Below are 18,628 nucleotides of genomic sequence, written 5' to 3'. Positions count from 1 at the left end.
CTAACTTACTAGAATTAGATTCCTTCGTTAACTCCTTTTTCCATCGCTTTCCATGCTAATGTTGCACATTTAATTCTTGCTGGAAATTTGCAAACACCTTGCAGTGCTTCAATATCTCCTAAATCTATATCATCGCTATAATCTTTTCCTTGGATCATATCGGAAAATGTTTTGGAAAGCGTTAATGCTTCCTCTACTGTTTTCCCTTTAATTGCTTGTGTCATCATGGAAGCAGAAGACATGCTGATCGAGCAGCCCTCGCCTTCAAACTTTGTATCTTTCACTTTTCCTTCTTCTACCTGCATTGTAAGTAAGATGCGATCTCCACATGTGGGATTGTTCATATTAACCGTTAGACTGCCCTCTAAAACACCCTTATTGCGAGGATTTTTATAATGGTCCATAATCACACTTCTATAAAGTGTATCTAAATTGTTAAAAGACATCGCTAAAATACTCCTTTGTTTTACTAATTCCTTCAACTAGTTTATCAATTTCGTCTTCAGAATTATATAGGTAGAAACTGGCTCTTGCAGTTGCAGATACATTAAGCCATTTCATTAATGGTTGTGCACAATGATGCCCTGCACGAACAGCAATGCCCTCAGCATCTAAGACTGTAGCAACGTCATGTGGATGAACATCTTCTATATTAAATGTAATCACACCTGCACGATTTTTGGCATCTTGTGGTCCATAGATGGTTAAACCATTTATATTTGACATTTTCTCCATTGCATATGCTGCCATTTTATGTTCATGTTCAATAATATTATCTAATCCAACTTCTTGAAGAAAATCAATGGCAGCGCCTAATCCAATAGCATTCGCAATAATTGGTGTTCCAGCTTCAAACTTCCAAGGAAGCTCTTTCCATGTTGATTCATATAATCCAACAAAATCAATCATTTCTCCGCCAAACTCAATAGGCTCCATATTTTCAAGCAATTCTTTTTTTCCGTACAAGACGCCAATGCCTGTTGGACCGCACATTTTATGTCCTGAAAATCCAAGAAAGTCACAGTCGATATCTTGAACATCCACTTTCATATGCGGTGCTCCCTGTGCTGCATCTACTACTAATACTGCTCCATTTTTATGAGCAATTGCTGCAATCTCTTTAATTGGATTAATTACTCCTAGAACATTGGAAACATAAGTAATAGATACAAGCTTTGTAGAAGAGGTAACCGTTGCTTCCACATCAGCAATAGAAATTGTACCATCTTTTTGCAATGGGAAATATTTTAATACAGCACCTGTTTTTTTCGCTACTTGCTGCCATGGAATAATATTGCTATGATGTTCCATCGGAGAGATGATTATTTCATCTCCCTCCGATAAATTAGCCATTGCATAACTTTGGGCAACCGTATTTAAAGCGGTAGTTGTACCTCTTGTAAAAATGATCTCTTCCATAGTTTTTGCATTAATAAAATTCTTTACTTTATCTCTTGCACCTTCATATGCGTCTGTCGCTTTTGTTCCTAATGTATGAACACCACGATGAACGTTTGAATTATATTCTCGATAATATTTATCCAGTGTTTCTATTACTTGAACTGGTTTTTGAGATGTAGCGGCACTATCGAGATATACCAAAGGATGACCGTTGACTTCTTGATTTAATATAGGGAAGTATTGACGAACATCTTGGATATTCATTATTTTACTTTCCTTTCAATTACCTCAACCAATTGTTTTTTAACTCCTTCAATAGGAAGTTGTTCTACAACTGGTGCAAGGAATCCATGAATAACTAATCTTTCTGCTTCATGTTTTGGAATACCGCGGCTCATTAGATAATACAATTGCAATGGATCTACACGTCCAACAGATGCAGCATGTCCGGCTGTTACATCATCTTCATCAATTAAAAGAATCGGATTTGCATCCCCTCTTGCTTTTTCACTTAGCATAAGAACACGAGACTCTTGTTCAGCATTTGCTTTTGTAGCACCATGTTCTATTTTGCCAATTCCATTAAAGATAGAAGAAGCACTTTCTTTCATGACACCATGTTTTAAAATATAACCTTCTGAATTTTTGCCGAAGTGGACAACTTTTGTTGTAAAGTTTTGTTTTTGTTCTCCTCTTCCAACAACAACTGACTTTGTATCGCCATACGAGCCATCGCCAATTAGATTTGTAGTGTTTTCAGAAATAGTGTTGCCATCATTCATAAAACCTAATGCCCATTCAATTTTTGCATCTCTATGAGCGATACCGCGGCGATTTACATATGTTGTAACACCTTTAGCCAAGTTGTCTACAGCACCATATTGAACTTTTGCATTTGCATTCGCAATAACTTCTGTCACGATATTAAATACAGCATTTTCCGGATCTACAGTAGATACATAATTCTCTACATATACTACAGAGCTATTATCTTCAGCAACAACTAATACATGATTGAAAAGATTTGTTTCTTTATCATCATGCAAGAAAATTGCCTGTATCGGTTCTTCTAATTCTACATTCTTTGGAACGTATAAGAATACACCGCCGTTTAATAATGCAGCATGCAATGCTGTTAATTTATGTTCATCAACACTTACTGCATCTTTCATAAAATATTTTTGCACAAAATCACTGTATTCTCTTGCAGCTGTAAAAATATCAGTGAATATTACTCCCTTTTCTTTTAACTCATTCGACACAGCTAAAAAAGTCGGGCGGTTATTTCTTTGAATGTATAATGTCTTATTTTTTTCTAAATCAATAAGCGCCTTTACTTCTTCCGGCAGTTCATTAACATCAGAGAAATCTTCACTGCTAACAATATGTTTTTCAATTTGAGTTAAATTCCAATTAGTAATTTTCGTTTTATCCGGTCTTGGCATTGGAAGGTCTTCAGCTTTTTCCAAAGCCTTCACACGTACTTCTGTTAACCAAGCTGGTTCGCCCATATCTTTTGAAAAGGAAGTAATATATTCCTGATCAAATGGTAATTTGATTTCCGTTGTCATGTCGATCCCCCTAACCTTACGCTTCTTGTTCAACTGTTTCGTCTTCGATGCCAAGCTCTTGCTTAATCCAATCGTAACCTTCTGCTTCTAAACGCTGTGCAAGCTCAGGTCCGCCAGTTTTAACAATGCGTCCTTGCATCATTACATGCACCACATCTGGTGTAATATAATCCAATAATCTTTGATAATGCGTAATAATTAAGCATCCAAAGTCTTCGCCACGCATTTTGTTAATGCCTTTTGATACAACTTTTAATGCATCGATATCTAATCCAGAATCAATTTCATCTAGAATTGCAATTTTAGGTTCTAACATCATAAGCTGAAGAATTTCATTACGTTTCTTTTCACCGCCAGAGAAACCTTCATTTAAATATCTTTGTGCCATATCTGGGTCCATTTCAAGGAACTCCATATTGCTGTCCATTTTACGGATAAATTTCATAAGAGAAATTTCATTGCCTTCTCCTAAACGGCTGTTTAATGCAGAACGCAAGAAATCAGCATTGGTTACCCCACTAATTTCGCTTGGATATTGCATAGCAAGAAACAGACCTGCGCGAGCACGTTCATCTACTTCCATTTCCAATACATCTTCATCATCAAGTGTAACGGCACCGCTTGTTATTTCATATTTTGGATGACCCATAATTGCGGAAGATAGGGTAGATTTCCCTGTACCATTTGGTCCCATAATCGCATGGATTTCTCCACCTTTAATTTCAAGGTTAAGACCTTTAATAATTTCTTTTTCATCAATTGCTACATGTAAATCATTAATTACCAATTTCGATTGACTCATTATTTTATACCCCCATAATAAAAAGAAGTTTTATTCAAAAATTTTGTCGAAACTTCATTATCATTTTATTCTCATTCTAATATTATAACAAATAAAAACTGATATCAACCTATAGAATGGTTCTTTACTATTTCTCTGAAAAATAAAAAGGGTTTCATTGTAATATCAGCTTTCTTTTATGTAAATTGTCCGAATTATAAGAATTTTTATATTTAATCATTTTAAATGAAATGTAGATCTCTTATGCATGCATGAGTATTTCTCTACCTATAATGTAAGGAGAGGAACCAAAATCTTTGGTTCCTCAGAATTGCAGCAGCACATTCACTAGAAGAAAAAACTTCTATTGTAGTTAAAAACCTTTAGTAAAATAATCCCCAATCCAAACATTTTATTGCTCAGAGTGTAGACAAGGTCAAAAACGAATACTCTCAGGCTGATTGAAAATGTCTGCCTTTTGAGGATTGAAGCCTTGAGAGAAGCGGAATTACCGTAGTCGGGAAATGAGCATCCGAACAAGGCAAGCCGGTGTTCGCCGACAGCCTGCAAATTAAAAATAGTTTATTGCTTTAATGTTGTTAATTCTGAAACTGCCTCTTGAACGAGGGTAACTGCTTGGCTCATCGTTGCACCGCCGCCAAATGCAGCAGTAACTCCAATCGTTTCCAAAATTTCTTCCTCAGTTGCTCCTTGATCTAGACAGCCCTTCACATGATAGATAATGCAATATTCATCTTGGGAGTAGAGACTGATTCCCAACGCAATAAGCTGTTTTTGTTTTTGAGATAATACACCTTCTTGAAAACAGACTTCTGTGAAGGCATTAAAGCTTTTAGCCAATTCTGGCATTTTTTGCGTAAATGTTCCTAATCCTTCTTTATAATGAAGCAACGCATGTTCCACGGAATGCCCTGATTGAATATCCAAACTATCCACTCCCTTTATTCTTTTCCACTACCTTTGTAGTATTGTATATTCCCATATATTCTATTCTTCCCGCAATTGCGTTAACCAAACAAGAATTAAAATAGAAAGTGGACAAAACAAAAGAGCCTGCAAAAAAGTGCAAGCTCTTTTCAAAAAAAGTATTATTCAGTGACAGGAACAACTGCACCTTTATATTTTTCGTTAATAAAATCTTGAATTTCTTTAGAATGTAGAACCTCTACTAAAGTTTTAATGCTTTCTTTACTTTCATCACCTTTGCGAACTGTGATGATATTAGCATATGGAGACTCGCTTCCTTCGATTTCAATAGAATCTTTAACAGGGTTTAAGCCAGCATCTAATGCATAGTTAGCATTAATAACTACAGCATCCCCTTCATTGTTGTTATAGATTTGCGGCAATAATGAAGGCTCATAATCTGCTTTAAATTTAATGTTTTTAGGATTTTCCACAATGTCTTTTATCGTTGCAGATGTTTTTTCCACGCCATCTTTCAGCTTAATTAAACCGCCTTTTTCAAGTAATGATAATACACGGCCATGTTCTGCTACAGAATTGCTGAAGATAACTGTTGCACCTTTTGGAAGGTCATCTAAGCTTTTGTATTTTTTAGAGAATACTGCCATTGGTTCAATATGAATTGCTCCAGCGCTGACAAAGTCATAGCCGTTGTCTTTAATTTGCTGCTCTAAGTAAGGAATATGCTGAAAATAGTTAGCATCCAATTCTTTTGATTCTAACGCTTTGTTTGGCAATACGTAATCTTGGAATGTTTTAATCTCTAAATCAATGCCTTTTTTCTCTAAAAGAGGTTTTGCTGCTTCAAGAATTTCAGCATGCGGCACATTAGAAGCACCGACAACTAGTTTTGTATTGCCCTTTTCATTTTCTGCTGCATTGTCTTCTTCTTTTGCTGTTCCACAAGCTGCAAGTGCCAATACTAAAGTAAACACTGCTAATAATGCAAATAATTTTTTCATGTTTTTCTCTCCTATCTTTTGTCTAATTTAGATGTAATATAATCTCCAATAAATTGGATAATAAATACAATAATAAGAATGATAATGGTTGCTACAAGCGTAACATCTGATTGACTTCGCTGGAAACCTTCTAAATATGCCAAGTTTCCTAAACCGCCTGCACCAATTACACCAGCCATTGCCGTTGAACCAACTAACGCAATAGTAGTTACGGTAATTCCAGATACTAGTGCCGGCATCGATTCAGGAAGCAGTACTTTAAAGATAATAGTCGATGGTTTGGCACCCATTGATTTTGCTGCTTCAATTACCCCTTTATCCACTTCTCTTAACCCTATTTCCACTAAGCGAGCATAAAATGGCGCAGCACCAATGATTAAGGCAGGCAATGCAGCATTAACGCCAATCATGCTTCCCACTAAAATCATCGTAAGAGGGATTAATAATACGATTAAAATGATAAAAGGGATGGAGCGAAAAATATTCACAACCGCACTAATAATCTTATTAATTACTGGGTTGCTCCACATATTTCCCTTGGCTGTTAAAAATAAAATAACTCCTAGTAAAAGTCCTAAAACAAAAGTTGCAACAATAGAAATACCTGTCATATATAATGTTTCTTGGGTAGCCAGCCACATTTTCTCCCAATCTACATTTGGAAATAAGTGTGTCATCATTTTTTTATCACCTCCACACTAATTTCTTGGGACTGAAGGAATTGCAGAGCTTGGTCTTTTTGCTCTCCATCCAAATGTATATACAATGTTCCATAGGAGCCATTTTGTGTGGGCGATATTTTCCCTTGAATAATATTCACTGTTATATCAAATGAGCGAATCAGCTTGGTGATAATTGGCTGCTCGGCGTTTTCTCCGACAAAACCTAACATCACAATGCTTCCAGATGTATAATGTGCGACAATATGTTCAATGGTATCTTTTGTTTCCTCTAACTCAATTACTTGTTGCACAAAACGTTTTGTGATCTCTGCCTCCGGATGTTTAAATACATTGATAACAGGACCAGATTCTACTACTTTTCCATTTTCCATTACGGCAACTCGATGACATATTTTGCGGATAACATGCATTTCATGCGTAATCAAAACGATTGTTAGCCCTAATCTTTTATTTATATCTACTAGTAAATCTAAAATCGCGTCTGTTGTTTGTGGATCTAGAGCGGACGTAGCTTCATCACATAATAGAACTTTCGGATCACTTGCAAGAGCTCTGGCAATCCCGACTCTTTGTTTTTGACCACCACTAAGTTGAGATGGATAAGCATTTTCTCTTCCTTCTAAACCAACAAGCTTAATTAGCTCATCGACTTTTTTATCTCTATCAAGCTTTTTCACACCCGCAATTTCAAGAGGAAAGCTAATATTTTCTTTAACCGTTCTAGACCAAAGCAAGTTAAAATGCTGAAAAATCATGCTTATTTCTTGTCTTGCTTGTCTTAATTTTTTTCCTTTTATTTTTGAAACTTCGTAACCTGCGACGGTTACAGAGCCTTCTGTTGGAATTTCCAATCCGTTTAACATGCGTATTAGTGTACTTTTTCCAGCACCACTATAGCCTATGATTCCAAATATTTCTCCTTGGTTAATTTCCAAATCCACGCTGTCAACTGCTCTTACTTCTCCATTTTTAGAAGGATATATTTTTTTTACTCGATTTATATGAATCATATTCTCACCTGCTTTTTCACAAAAGATATATTTATTTCAATAAAAGTTTCATTATTTTTATATATTATTGGATAGAGGCAAAAGGTTCATCCCTTTTTTAACCAAAAAAAACCTTTCTGCACATTATGAGCAGAAAGGCATGATAATCTGTTACCTTTCTCTCATCTATCAAAGCACAATTGCTTTGTGTGAATTGGCACCATATCAGCATTTTTTCGCTGACGGTTGCCGGGTTTCATCGGGCACATCCCTCCACCTCTCTTGATAAGAGTATCTATATAATTAAATAAAGTTTTGTCGAAATTATTCGTTAGAGGTACTTTAACACGTTCGTAAAGAAAGTGTCAATCCTATTTTCAGTATTTTTTAATATAATGTTTTTTCTGAATTTTGAGTAAATAATGTTAAATGTTCTTACATTCTTTTTAAATAGACAAAAAAAATACACTGGCTATATTGCAGCGTACGTTTCTATTTCTACTATACCTATGATTTATTTTTATGAGAATGTTTTTAATGGTAAAAATGAAGATGTTCCAAAAACATTTAACGAAAAGCTCCAATTATTCAGCAGCTACATCGTGAAGATTTCCTAAATAAAAAAGAGACTCTAGCATTAATACTTTTCGAAAATTGGAGGTAATAAAAATGTTTTGTCTTTTTTTCGACTCACGCAATAATGTTTTTCCTAGCAATATCGCCTGCAAGTCCTTTTCACAGCCTTCTAATACAATATCAGGCTTACAATCCAGTTTTTCTACAAGACGAAACTGAACATCTTTTAATTCAATATAATAATGCTCTTCGTCACATTTTACTAATAAAATAAATGTTTTTTTATAAAGCATTGGTTTTATCGCATTACTTTTATTTAAATTATCTATTAATCTCATTACTAGCTGATGCATAAATACCCTCCCTTTTCATCCTCCCTATATCTTTTATATGTATTCTTTCCTACCAGCTAAAACCCTTTCTAAAAAGAAAAATCCCTATTATTTTTATTTAGACAAAAAAAACATTTTTTTCCGTGTACTTTGTTGGACTTTGTCAGATTTTCGCTTGTTTTAAAATAAAAGAGCAGTTCTATAAAAAAGGAGGTTAAAGCTATTAAATAAACAATTGATTTTATGTAATAATTCCGTCGATATATTTCCCGAGAAATGTCATACTCTTATCTTCCATGTCGATTTTCATAAAGTGAAGCTTCAACCAGTGGGGGTTTTCTTCATCCCCCACTAGTTGTTAGTTGAACCAATCAGGCTTTTATGGGCAGTTATCCCCCACCTAGATTTCTCGTTTTCTCTTACACTCCCTTAGGTGGGGGTTTTACTGCCCGTTAATGCGTGATAAATACCTGACTATAAAAAATCGCCTTTTACAAAAAAGGCGATTTTTTCTCATACAGCTGACTAGTAAGGAAATCAGCAGGAATAACCATTATGTATATTTTTGAATTTCTTCTAATAAATAAGGCACCGAATGAAAGGCGTATTTTTTTTCTGCCAAGTTTCCTCCCTTAAAAATTAGAAGACATGGGACACTCTCCACCTCATATTTTTCTGCAAGCGCCGGATAATAATTTAAATCCATTTTTGCAAAAACTCCATTTTTCACCATAGCTTCCACAACAGTAAGCATTTTTGATGCAACCTGACATGTCCCGCAAAGAGGGGTATACAAATAAAGCAGAAAAGCCTGTTCTTTTTCTTCTGATATAACACTATTTATTTGTTCTATCGTCCAATTATTCATTTCTAATTCATCCTTAAATCTAAATATTCCGGAAAAACATCAATATTCGCATGCAATAGAACCGTAGCCAAATGATGGGTTGGAGCACTCGCAACTTCTCTATACATTTTATCAATATATAAATGTTCTGCTTCAGGCATTTCTTTTCTAAATTGTTTTCTTAACTTTTCACCAGATTTGTCAGCATCTACTAAGATATAAACATCTTTATCAAATAATTCTTCTATTAGTTCATCTAGCTTTGATACACCGATCGTTCCATTTGTACAAATAATCTCAATTGGCTCTCTAATAATATTTTTAATTTTTAACTTATCTGATTTGCCTTCAACAATGATTATTTTGCTCATCTCTGATCACCTAAATGGAAGTATTGAATTCAACTTTATCATATATAAAACAAGAGGGAAAGTACTTTTTGAAATTTTTCTGAATTTTCAAATCTTTAGTGTTTTTCCTAGATAAAAAAAGGAGCTAATCCATTCATGCACGAACTTCCCCCCAATCCATTCAGCTTTATCTATGCTTACTGTGGCGGCGAAGTTTTCGTTCATGTTTCAGGACAACTCCTTCTCGGTATTAATCTTCTTTTGTCATTTCCCCATATTGCTCTGCAGTCATAAGTCCATCAATATCCTCTTTGTTACTAGGTTCAATTACAACCATCCACGCTTTTTCATATGGTGATTCATTAACATACTCTGGATTATCACTTAGATCTTCATTTACTTCCACTACTTTACCGCTGATTGGAGCGTATAATTCGGATACCGTTTTAACTGATTCAACACTTCCAAATGGCTCGTTTGCTACAACATCATCGCCAACTTCAGGGAGTTCAACAAACACAATGTCCCCTAATTCTGATTGTGCAAAGTATGTAATACCAATACGGGCATTTTCGCCTTCTACTTTTACCCATTCATGTTCTTCTGAATAACGTAAATCTTTCGGTATGCTCATATACAATTCCCTCCAAATAGTATTATTATATTAAAAAAAGCAGGCTCTATTTAATCCAACTTTCTTTAAACTCTTCTTCTTTAAATCCAATTGTTACTTTATTTCCGTCCGTAGTTAATGGACGTTTGATCAACATGCCGTCTGATGCTAGTATATCTAATAGCTCAGCATCTGATGCCTCTTTTACTTTGTCCTTCAACCCAAGTTCCCGGTACTTTTGGCCACTTGTATTAAAGAACTTCTTTAATTCCATTCCACTGTTTTTATACAGTTCTTCCAATTTAGAGCGGGAAGGGGGGTTTTCGACGATATGTACTTCTTCATATGCTACACCATTTTCATCAAGCCACTTTTTAGCTTTTCTGCATGTACCGCATTTTGGATACCAATAAAATGTAACTTTCATTCTATCACCTATTTTTTGTTGAATTTCATTACATATACTTGCATATTATCATATTTTTCTTCAAAATCATAATATAGAAATTGAGCATAATTATAATTTAATGGCTAAAATTATGATCAAGCTACTTCCCCATGAGAGTTTTTTTAACATATAAAAACAATAGGTTTATAAAAGGCTCTTTTCGTAAACTTGTTGTTTCGCAGCAAATTAATTTCCCCCTATTTAGCAGGCTTTTGACTCCTACTTCGAGATTAAAAGAAGAAACAAAAAATCTAGGTAGGCAGAAACTTCCCCGTAAAAGCCGAATTGGTTCAACGAAAGATAACTGTGAAAATAAGCTTTTAAAAAAAGACAAATCTGAACGAAAAGAATTTGTCTTTTCTTTTGGCTGTTTTCTAAAAAATGATTTTTTTTTTGGATAGTTTCCATGAATAAATCCATGGTTAAAACAGGTGGATTGGAGTGAAAGGTGCGAGAATCCTGTGGGATTAGCGGGACAGATGAGACCCCGCAGGCGATAAGCCGAGGAGACTTACCGCCCGCTCTACGGAAAGCGGGCATCCTGGAATGGAAATCCACCCACTCCTTTAAAAGCAACAAAGATTACGAAAACAGCCTTTCTTTTAGATTTATCCTTATCATACAATATATTGTTTTTTTGCTATTATTTCCTCTGCCGCTTTTCTTTTTAAGGAAATAATTGGTTTCGGCAAATGTCTCGTCAATTTTTTCAAACTCGCAAGCAGCAGGCGAAGGTTATCTCCACTTTCCATATTTGCTAGTATTTCTATTGCTTCAGAGTTGATTTTTTGAAATGCTTCTGCACAGTAAATTTCTGTATAAAGAATTTTTTGTATTTCATTATTTTGCCCTCTTTTTATTCCTTTTTCTGTTCGTAATATTGCAGACTCCATATTGTAGACCGTCATGATAATATTTGATAGATTGGCAAGTATTTCTTGTTCATTCTCTAATTTGTGTCCAAATTTTTGGGCAGTTAAGCCAAGTAAAAGTAATGCAATTTTTTTTCCGTTTTCCACAAACATTTTTTCTTGTGCCAAAATGGACTTTTCAGGATCAGCCGGGAGCAGTGTCAGCAATTGTCGCTCTACATTTTTAGCAGCTTGCAATAATGGAAGTTCGCCCTTTATTCCCTTTTTTAAAAGGGTAGCTGGAACTAATAAGCGATTAATTTCATTTGTGCCTTCAAATATACGATTTATTCTAGCATCACGATACATCCTTGTTATATCATAACCTTCCATAAACCCGTTTCCTCCATGCAATTGCACACATTCATCTACAATCATATCAAGCACTTCCGAAGCAAATACCTTGTTTAGGCTGCATTCAATCGCATATTCATTTATGGCAGAAGCTATTAATTTTCTATCAGCGTCATGTGGCAATGGACTCATACTAGTGGAGATTAATCCGGCAGTTCGATAAACAGAACTTTCTGCTGCATATAAATAGGCAGACATTGTGGCTAATTTTTCTTTTGTTAATGGAAATTGAGTAATTGGGGTATGAAACTGGATACGATTATTCGTATAGGAGATTGTCTTTTTGATTGCTTCTTTGCTTGCACCAACTGCACCGACTCCCAATTTAAAGCGGCCAATGTTTAAAATGTTTAATGCAATAATATGTCCTTTTCCCTTTTCTCCAAGCAAGTTTTCTACAGGTACAGCTACATTGTCAAACTTTAATGCACAGGTAGAGGAACTTTTTATGCCGAGTTTATTTTCTTCCTTGCCGATAGAAAATCCTTCAAACTCCCTTTCTATGATAAAGGCGGAAAAATCTTTTCCATCTATTTTTGCGAATACAGTAAAAACATCAGCAATTCCAGCATTTGTAATCCATTGTTTTTCTCCTTTTAGAATATAATGGGTGCCTTCTTCATTTAAAGCAGCAGTTGTTCTAATGCTCATGGCATCCGACCCTGCTTGTGGTTCAGTTAACGCATATGCTGCTATTTTTTCTCCTGTTGCTAAATAGGGCAAATATTTTTCCTTTTGTTCCTTATTTCCAAATAAAACAATGGGAAGAGAGCCTATACCAATATGTGCACCATGGGTAACAGAGAATCCTCCTGCAATAGACATCTTTTCTGAAATAATAGCAGAACTTATTTTATCTAAGCCTAATCCACCGAATTCCTCTGGTATGTCACCACTTAAAAGTCCTAACTCCCCCGCCTCTTTCAACAATTCCACCACTTGCTTAAAATCGTGATTTTCCATTGCAGCTAGATTTTTTATTACTCTTTTATCCACAAAATCTGCTGTCATCTTTCCAATCATCCAATGTTCTTCCGTGAAATCTTCTGGTGTAAAAATATCCATTTCTTTTGTTTCTTCTGTTAAAAAGCTGCCACCTTTTTTCACTCTCATCACTCCGTCACAGTTACCTTATTTTTATCAAACAAAATTTTAGTTAGCAGGGGAAGTGTTTTCCCTTTTCTCTTGATAGATTTTTCCTGTCTGCAATAAATGCAGCATTCGTTTTTGTGTTTGTTTGTCTTGAATCAGCTCCATAAATGCTGACCTTTCCAACTGCAGCAAATAGGCTTCCTCTACCTCTGATTTAAAGGGCAAATTTCCTCCTGTTAAAACAAAAGCTAATTTTTCGCCAATAATTCTTTCATAAGGAGATAGCCTTCCCGTCATTGCTAACTTAGATAATTCCTTTTTTAACAAGTCATATCCTGGTTTTCCTGCAACAACAACTTTTCTTTTTTGTGGGGGACTATACAAAGTAGAATGTTTAAGCACCATTTGTTTTGCATCATAAATTAAATAACGTTTATTCATCGTAATTTGATCCTTTTTATTAAGCAATTTCCATTCTTTTCCCTCTTCTGCAGAAGTAGATACTTTACTTGTAAAAATAGTGAAAAATACTTTTTTGACCGTTTTTATTAGTGCCTCTTCTTGAAGCAAATCTACTTCTTTTAGTGAGTTTATATACAGTTCTTTTGTTCCCCCGCCTCCAGGAATTAGTCCTACCCCTGTTTCCACTAGACCAATATAAGTTTCTTGTAATGCTTGCACATAAGAGGAAGCTAAACAAATCTCAGCACCGCCTCCTAGTGTATTGCCAAATGGCGCTGAAACAATCGGTTTTTTCGCATATTTTATTTTCATCATGGCCTCTTGAAACTTTTGTACAACCAGTTCAATTTCCGAATAATCTTTTGACTGTGCTTCCATTAATAGCAATGCTAGGTTTGCTCCTACACTAAAATTTGTTCCTCCACTGCCAATCACTAATCCCTTAAACGCTGAATTTTCTTCCACTTCCCTAACTGCTGCATCCATCATCTCAATTGCATCCATCCCAATTACATTATGCGGGGCATGAAGTTCCAGCATCGCCACCCCGTCGCCAATATCAAAAAGTGTTCCACTATCATTTCTGGCTAATATGCCATTTTGTCTTTTTTTCTCCTGTACGTCTATATGATGGGAATCCTTTTGAATTGGCGTATACTTCCCATTGTTATAATAAGTTAATGCTTCCTTTTCTTTTTTATAAAAAACATGTTCTCCTTTTTCTATCATTTCGGTTATCCAATTTGGAACGGCAATATTTGCAGATTTTAATTTTGTTATGCTTTTAACTAATCCAATACTATCCCATATTTCAAATGGCCCTTTTTCCCAATTAAAGCCCAATTTTACAGCCTCATCTATTTCGTAAATGGTATCTGCTATTTCTCCTAATAAAGCCGCACTGTATAATAGAAATGGCATGATGCTTTCCCATAAAAATTTTGCATCCTGGCTGTCCTCATAAATAAACTCCTGCAATTCTTTTTCTGGCAGTTTCTTTTTTTCTACCCTTTGGTATTGCATAGTTTGATAATCAAGTGCTTCTATTCCACTTTTAGTTTTTCTATAAAAACCATTTCCTGTTTTTCTTCCTAGCAAATTTTGCTCGATCATTTCTTCCATAAAAGGCGGCATGATATAAAAACCTTTTTCGCTATGATTAGAAGATCTTTCCTGAATATTTTTTACAACATATGAAAATGTATCTAATCCTACTAAATCTAATGTTTGGAATGTCCCACTCTTAGAACGTCCAATTAACTTCCCAGTTAGTTCATCTACTTTTGGAATTGACAGCTTTGACTTTGTCATTACTTTTACTATCGTTAAAAATGCATAGGCACCGATTCGGTTTGCGATAAAATTAGGGGTATCCTTCGTAATTATTACATTTTTCCCTAATTGTTTTTCTGCAAATTCTTTGAATTTTTGTAGGGTAGTTAGATTCGTTTTAGGGGTTGCGATTAATTCTAAGAGAGTAATATAACGTGGGGGATTAAAAAAATGTGTACCCAAAAAATGTGCTTGAAGGTCTGCTGAGCAATTTTCCACCATCGTTTCAATGGAAATGCCTGATGTATTGCTGCTTACAATTGATCCTTTTTTTCTGAAATCATCTATTTTTTGAAGCAATGACCTTTTTGCTTCTATATCTTCTGTAATTGCTTCAATAATCCAGTCTGCCTTTGATATTTTAGATAAATGATCCTCTATATTTCCCGTTTCTATTAAAGAAAGTTTTTGTAGAGAAACAATGGGACTAGGCTTTTGATTCATTAAATTTTTTTTGGCTTTATCTGCTAATTGATTTCTATTATCCCCATCCAGTTGGGAGCACCAATTATTCTTTTCTGCTAAAAGATCATCAGGAACTATATCAAGAAGCAGTGTAGGAATATCGGCATTCGCTAATTGAGCCGCTATGGATGCTCCCATGACGCCAGCACCTATAACAACTGCTTGCTTTATAACACTCATTTTTTTCCTCCCTCTCATTTTTTTATAATTTTTTCAAAACAAACAATATTCACCTACTGTATGCATCATAAATTTACCTTTTTATATCTATATACGATAGTGCATTATATCCTGCCTGTTTTTTTGTCCACATTTTTATCATTTTTATTTGAAAACTTATGGTAAATGATGATTTAATTCATTAAAACTTTTGAGATAGGAAAGGCTACTATGTGTAAGTGTAGGAGGTGACAACAATGCCTAGAGTGAAAAAAAATCCATCAAAAGCTGGCGTAAGTGCAGCAAGTGTAAAAGGGAATGCTGGACCAACAGTTGAAAACGATGGTGGTGGAAAAGTAAACAGCCAAAACAATCAGTATAAAAAATAATAAAATATTTCAGCCCATTTCGATTGGAGGAAAATAATATGCAGCAAACATTCCATTCTGCTGTGCAAAACACAAATGAGATGATGCAGCCGCCAGCGACCATAACCGTAAAAGACTCTCTTTACTTAACAGACATGCTTTCATGGAATTTACTTGCCATGAAAAAAGCACATTTTTTTGCTACTAATACAAAAGACCAAACAATAAAATCTTATCTGGACAAATGTGGACAAATGCATCAAAAACATTATGAACAGATAATTTCCCATTTAAATGCCCAACAATCTTTAAGTAGCGGCACTTACCAACAGCAATAATCGTTTGAATTAGTTATGGAGGGAAAATGATGAATCAACAACCTATTCAAAATCCAGAAACACAAGTACCTAAAACACCACAAATGAATGATAGAGATTTTATTAATGATTTATTAGCCACAGAAAAGTATATGACTGATTCTTATTCCACTGCTTTAAACGAAGCAAGCCATCAAGCATTATATCAAGATTTATTAGCAATTTTTACAGAAACACAAAATATGCAAAGGGAATTATATACTGTGATGTTTCAAAAGGGCTGGTACAAATTAGAGTCTGCAGAACAACAAAAGTTACAGCAGTCTTATCAGCAATTCAAAGGATATACTAATCAATTCCCTTATGGTCCATCGACTGTTCAATAAAATAAACTAATAATCAGTGGGAGCATTGTTTTGTATCCCACTGATTATTAATGGTTAATGTATTTGTTATCAAACTAAATATCCCCCTTTAGAAAAAAACATTAAATAATAAAACTTCAAAAAAAGATAAAAATAACATAAAAAGATTGTCCAGGTCTCTTAGTAGCATATGTTTCTTTATTTATTTTGTTTTTGTTTTTCGTTGATTTTTTTTATTTCTGCTATTATGTTCATCATTTCCTGTTTTCCTTCTGGAAATTCCTGATTCCAATGTTTCACTAAACTAGGCATAGACTTCGCCATATGGGAATACAGCATCCAAATTTCTACTTTTGTTTGGATTGCCTTGTTTTGTTGTCCCAATAACAATTGTGTATAGTCAGATAACAATCCAGCAAATTTTTTTTGAAATTCTTCTTCCATTTTTTCCTCCGCTGATTTTTTTTTGAAATAAAGATTGACACAATATATATTATAATTTATTATAATATTAAATCAATTGATAATGATTATCAATATCGTTTGATTGTCATTACTTTTTATCGATTGTTTCCTTCCCCCTCACCCAAAGGAAACAAGTAGATAAGCAAAAAAATAACCTGCCACATGACAGGTTATTTTTTTGTGCCCAGAAATTTTTCTATTTGCTTATGCACTTCATCTATCTTAAATTTTATCACGCATTAACAAGCTTTTGACCCCCACCTTAAGGTTATAAAAGAAAATGAGAAATCTAGGTGGGTAGAAACTGCCCGTAAAAGCTTGATTGTTTCAACTAACAATCCCTTGGTGGAAGGAGAACCACACGGATTGAAGTTTCACTTTATTCCCCATTTGAAAACATATATTTTCTGTAATGATAACGTATAGAGAAAATTAATCCAATGGCCAGCATATTCCCCATCAAGGAACTTCCTCCATAACTGATAAATGGCAATGGTATTCCTGTAATCGGCAATACTCCAACTGTCATCCCGATATTTTGAAATACATGGAAAGTGATGGCACTGATAACCCCTACACAAATACATGTATAAAAGGAATTTTTTGTTTCTAAAGCGACTTTTGTAATATGGTATATAAGAAGGAAAAACAAACTAACTAGCACACTCGCACCAATAAAACCAAATTCCTCTCCTATTACACTAAATATAAAATCAGAATGACTCTCTGGCAAGTATACATCTCTTGTACCCATTCCTTTTCCAGCCGTCTCGCCTGAACCAATCGCCAATAATGATTGTGTTAAGTGATATCCTGTGGAACTTTGATAATTGTAAGGGTTCAGCCAAGAGTAAATGCGTCCAAACTGATATTCTTGCACACCTAAATATTTTTCCAATAAAGCTGGCTGCCATACTACTAAATATAAGATTCCTGCTCCACATAAGGAGCCTCCCATAAATAGAGGCACTATTATTTTCCAGGTTATTCCTGATATAAAAATCATTCCAAGCATAATAGCGATAAAAACAAGGGAAGTTCCCAAATCAGGCTGCTGCATCACTAAAATGAGGGGGAAAAAAGTAATACCCACAATTTTTATTAGCAGCCACAAATCTGTTTTTAACGTTTTCGCTAAATATTTTTCTTGATGTTCAACAATAATTCTTGAAAGAGCTAAAATAATAAACACTTTGACAAATTCAGATGGCTGAAGAGAAATACCTGGAAGCTGGAACCAGCTTTTTGCTCCATTTACTTCTCTTGCGATGCTTTCAGGTGCAACAATTAATAGCAGCAAAAGAAATATGCCAAATCCATATGCATACCATGCTATCTTTTTTAGTTGATCAGAATCTAAAGAGATAACCCCTGCAATAATAGCAACTCCTACGGCATACCAAAAAATTTGTTTGACTAAAAAGTTTTCATTGTATTGTCCGGTACTTTGCGCACTAAAAATAGCAACACAACTTGCAAGGCAAAGTAGCATTAATATAAGCACAAGACTAAAATCTATTTTTGAATTATTTTGATTACGGTTCATTTATACATTACTCCTTGAGAAAATTACAGGATTAAAGTGAAATTTTATTATACTTACTGCCATTTAATCCGAAGTAATAACACAAGGCAGTAAATTTTTTGTCCATTTATAAATTAAGCATTTATTCAATTCTTCATTATATTTGTATTCTTAATAAATAACAACTTTCGACATTTATTTAACTTAAATTTAATATAAAGGTGATGTAATTGTAAATAAAAGCATGTTTCCCAAAACATGCGCTCTCTTTTT

At 34.6% G+C, this 18,628-nt stretch carries 20 protein-coding genes and 1 riboswitch; of the genes, 3 read left to right on the top strand and 17 right to left on the bottom strand.

Translation table 11 applies throughout. The annotated features are described in order from the left end of the window. Positions 1–14: 14 nt before the first annotated feature. From sufU to CWS01_RS11355, 15 genes are all read right to left on the bottom strand, one after another. Positions 15–446: a Fe-S cluster assembly sulfur transfer protein SufU gene (sufU, locus tag CWS01_RS11430; protein ID WP_101177330.1), complete on the bottom strand. Its 432-nt coding sequence runs from the start codon at positions 444–446 to the stop codon at positions 15–17. Then, positions 436–1,665 carry a cysteine desulfurase gene (locus tag CWS01_RS11425; protein WP_101177329.1) on the bottom strand — a complete coding sequence of 410 codons (1,230 nt, stop codon included), beginning with the start codon at positions 1,663–1,665 and terminating at the stop codon, positions 436–438. Before CWS01_RS11425 ends, sufU begins: the two co-directional genes overlap by 11 nt. Further along, positions 1,665–2,972 (bottom strand): Fe-S cluster assembly protein SufD, encoded by a 1,308-nt coding sequence (sufD, locus tag CWS01_RS11420; RefSeq protein WP_101177328.1) that lies wholly within the window; start codon positions 2,970–2,972, stop codon positions 1,665–1,667. Before sufD ends, CWS01_RS11425 begins: the two co-directional genes overlap by 1 nt. Positions 2,973–2,988: 16 nt before the next feature. Next, on the bottom strand, positions 2,989–3,774 hold the full coding sequence (sufC, locus tag CWS01_RS11415) for a Fe-S cluster assembly ATPase SufC (RefSeq protein WP_101177327.1): 786 nt from the start codon (positions 3,772–3,774) through the stop codon (positions 2,989–2,991). A 561-nt stretch (positions 3,775–4,335) separates the two neighbouring features. Further along, complete coding sequence (locus CWS01_RS11410; protein ID WP_101177326.1) at positions 4,336–4,701, bottom strand: carboxymuconolactone decarboxylase family protein; 366 nt, start codon at positions 4,699–4,701, stop codon at positions 4,336–4,338. A 161-nt stretch (positions 4,702–4,862) separates the two neighbouring features. Next, entirely contained in the window at positions 4,863–5,702 is an 840-nt protein-coding gene (locus tag CWS01_RS11405; RefSeq protein WP_101177325.1) for a MetQ/NlpA family ABC transporter substrate-binding protein, read from the bottom strand. Positions 5,703–5,713: 11 nt separating this feature from the next. After that, positions 5,714–6,382: a methionine ABC transporter permease gene (locus CWS01_RS11400; RefSeq protein WP_101177324.1), complete on the bottom strand. Its 669-nt coding sequence runs from the start codon at positions 6,380–6,382 to the stop codon at positions 5,714–5,716. Beyond that, positions 6,379–7,395, bottom strand: coding sequence for a methionine ABC transporter ATP-binding protein (locus tag CWS01_RS11395; protein ID WP_101177323.1), 1,017 nt, complete (start codon positions 7,393–7,395; stop codon positions 6,379–6,381). The genes CWS01_RS11400 and CWS01_RS11395 overlap by 4 nt, the downstream gene beginning before the upstream one ends. Before the next feature lie 158 nt (positions 7,396–7,553). Continuing rightward, positions 7,554–7,666, bottom strand: a riboswitch (SAM riboswitch). A gap of 292 nt (positions 7,667–7,958) precedes the next feature. Beyond that, a complete protein-coding gene (locus CWS01_RS11390) occupies positions 7,959–8,303 on the bottom strand; it encodes a hypothetical protein (protein WP_101177322.1) in 345 nt (114 codons plus the stop codon). Positions 8,304–8,835: 532 nt separating this feature from the next. After that, a complete protein-coding gene (locus CWS01_RS11385; RefSeq protein WP_101177321.1) occupies positions 8,836–9,150 on the bottom strand; it encodes a thioredoxin family protein in 315 nt (104 codons plus the stop codon). Between the two features lie 2 nt (positions 9,151–9,152). Continuing rightward, positions 9,153–9,500, bottom strand: coding sequence for a toprim domain-containing protein (locus CWS01_RS11380; RefSeq protein WP_101177320.1), 348 nt, complete (start codon positions 9,498–9,500; stop codon positions 9,153–9,155). A gap of 229 nt (positions 9,501–9,729) precedes the next feature. Beyond that, entirely contained in the window at positions 9,730–10,113 is a 384-nt protein-coding gene (gcvH, locus tag CWS01_RS11375) for a glycine cleavage system protein GcvH (RefSeq protein WP_101177319.1), read from the bottom strand. Between the two features lie 46 nt (positions 10,114–10,159). Then, on the bottom strand, positions 10,160–10,519 hold the full coding sequence (locus CWS01_RS11370) for an arsenate reductase family protein (protein ID WP_101177318.1): 360 nt from the start codon (positions 10,517–10,519) through the stop codon (positions 10,160–10,162). 638 nt (positions 10,520–11,157) lie between these two features. Next, complete coding sequence (locus CWS01_RS11360) at positions 11,158–12,918, bottom strand: acyl-CoA dehydrogenase family protein (protein WP_101177316.1); 1,761 nt, start codon at positions 12,916–12,918, stop codon at positions 11,158–11,160. A 39-nt stretch (positions 12,919–12,957) separates the two neighbouring features. Further along, positions 12,958–15,336, bottom strand: a complete 2,379-nt coding sequence (locus CWS01_RS11355; protein WP_101177315.1) for a 3-hydroxyacyl-CoA dehydrogenase/enoyl-CoA hydratase family protein — start codon at positions 15,334–15,336, stop codon at positions 12,958–12,960. 236 nt (positions 15,337–15,572) lie between these two features. On the opposite strand from CWS01_RS11355, the gene CWS01_RS11350 reads away from it, so the two are divergent. From CWS01_RS11350 to CWS01_RS11340, 3 genes are read left to right on the top strand one after another with little or no spacing between them, the layout of a single operon-like run. Further along, positions 15,573–15,704, top strand: a complete 132-nt coding sequence (locus tag CWS01_RS11350; protein ID WP_101177314.1) for a YuzL family protein — start codon at positions 15,573–15,575, stop codon at positions 15,702–15,704. Between the two features lie 38 nt (positions 15,705–15,742). After that, a complete protein-coding gene (locus tag CWS01_RS11345; RefSeq protein ID WP_101177313.1) occupies positions 15,743–16,021 on the top strand; it encodes a hypothetical protein in 279 nt (92 codons plus the stop codon). Positions 16,022–16,050: 29 nt separating this feature from the next. Next, positions 16,051–16,386 carry a spore coat protein gene (locus CWS01_RS11340; protein ID WP_101177312.1) on the top strand — a complete coding sequence of 112 codons (336 nt, stop codon included), beginning with the start codon at positions 16,051–16,053 and terminating at the stop codon, positions 16,384–16,386. Between the two features lie 177 nt (positions 16,387–16,563). Here the strand turns inward: CWS01_RS11340 and CWS01_RS11335 are convergent, their stop codons facing one another. Both CWS01_RS11335 and rodA read right to left on the bottom strand, forming a co-directional pair. Beyond that, complete coding sequence (locus CWS01_RS11335) at positions 16,564–16,809, bottom strand: DUF2573 family protein (RefSeq protein WP_101177311.1); 246 nt, start codon at positions 16,807–16,809, stop codon at positions 16,564–16,566. Positions 16,810–17,209: 400 nt separating this feature from the next. Then, complete coding sequence (gene rodA / locus CWS01_RS11330) at positions 17,210–18,376, bottom strand: rod shape-determining protein RodA (RefSeq protein WP_101177310.1); 1,167 nt, start codon at positions 18,374–18,376, stop codon at positions 17,210–17,212. Positions 18,377–18,628 lie beyond the last annotated feature (252 nt).

Source organism: Niallia nealsonii (assembly GCF_002835805.1).
GTDB lineage: Bacteria > Bacillota > Bacilli > Bacillales > Cytobacillaceae > Niallia > Niallia nealsonii.
This window is presented reverse-complemented; position numbering and strand designations above follow the sequence as displayed.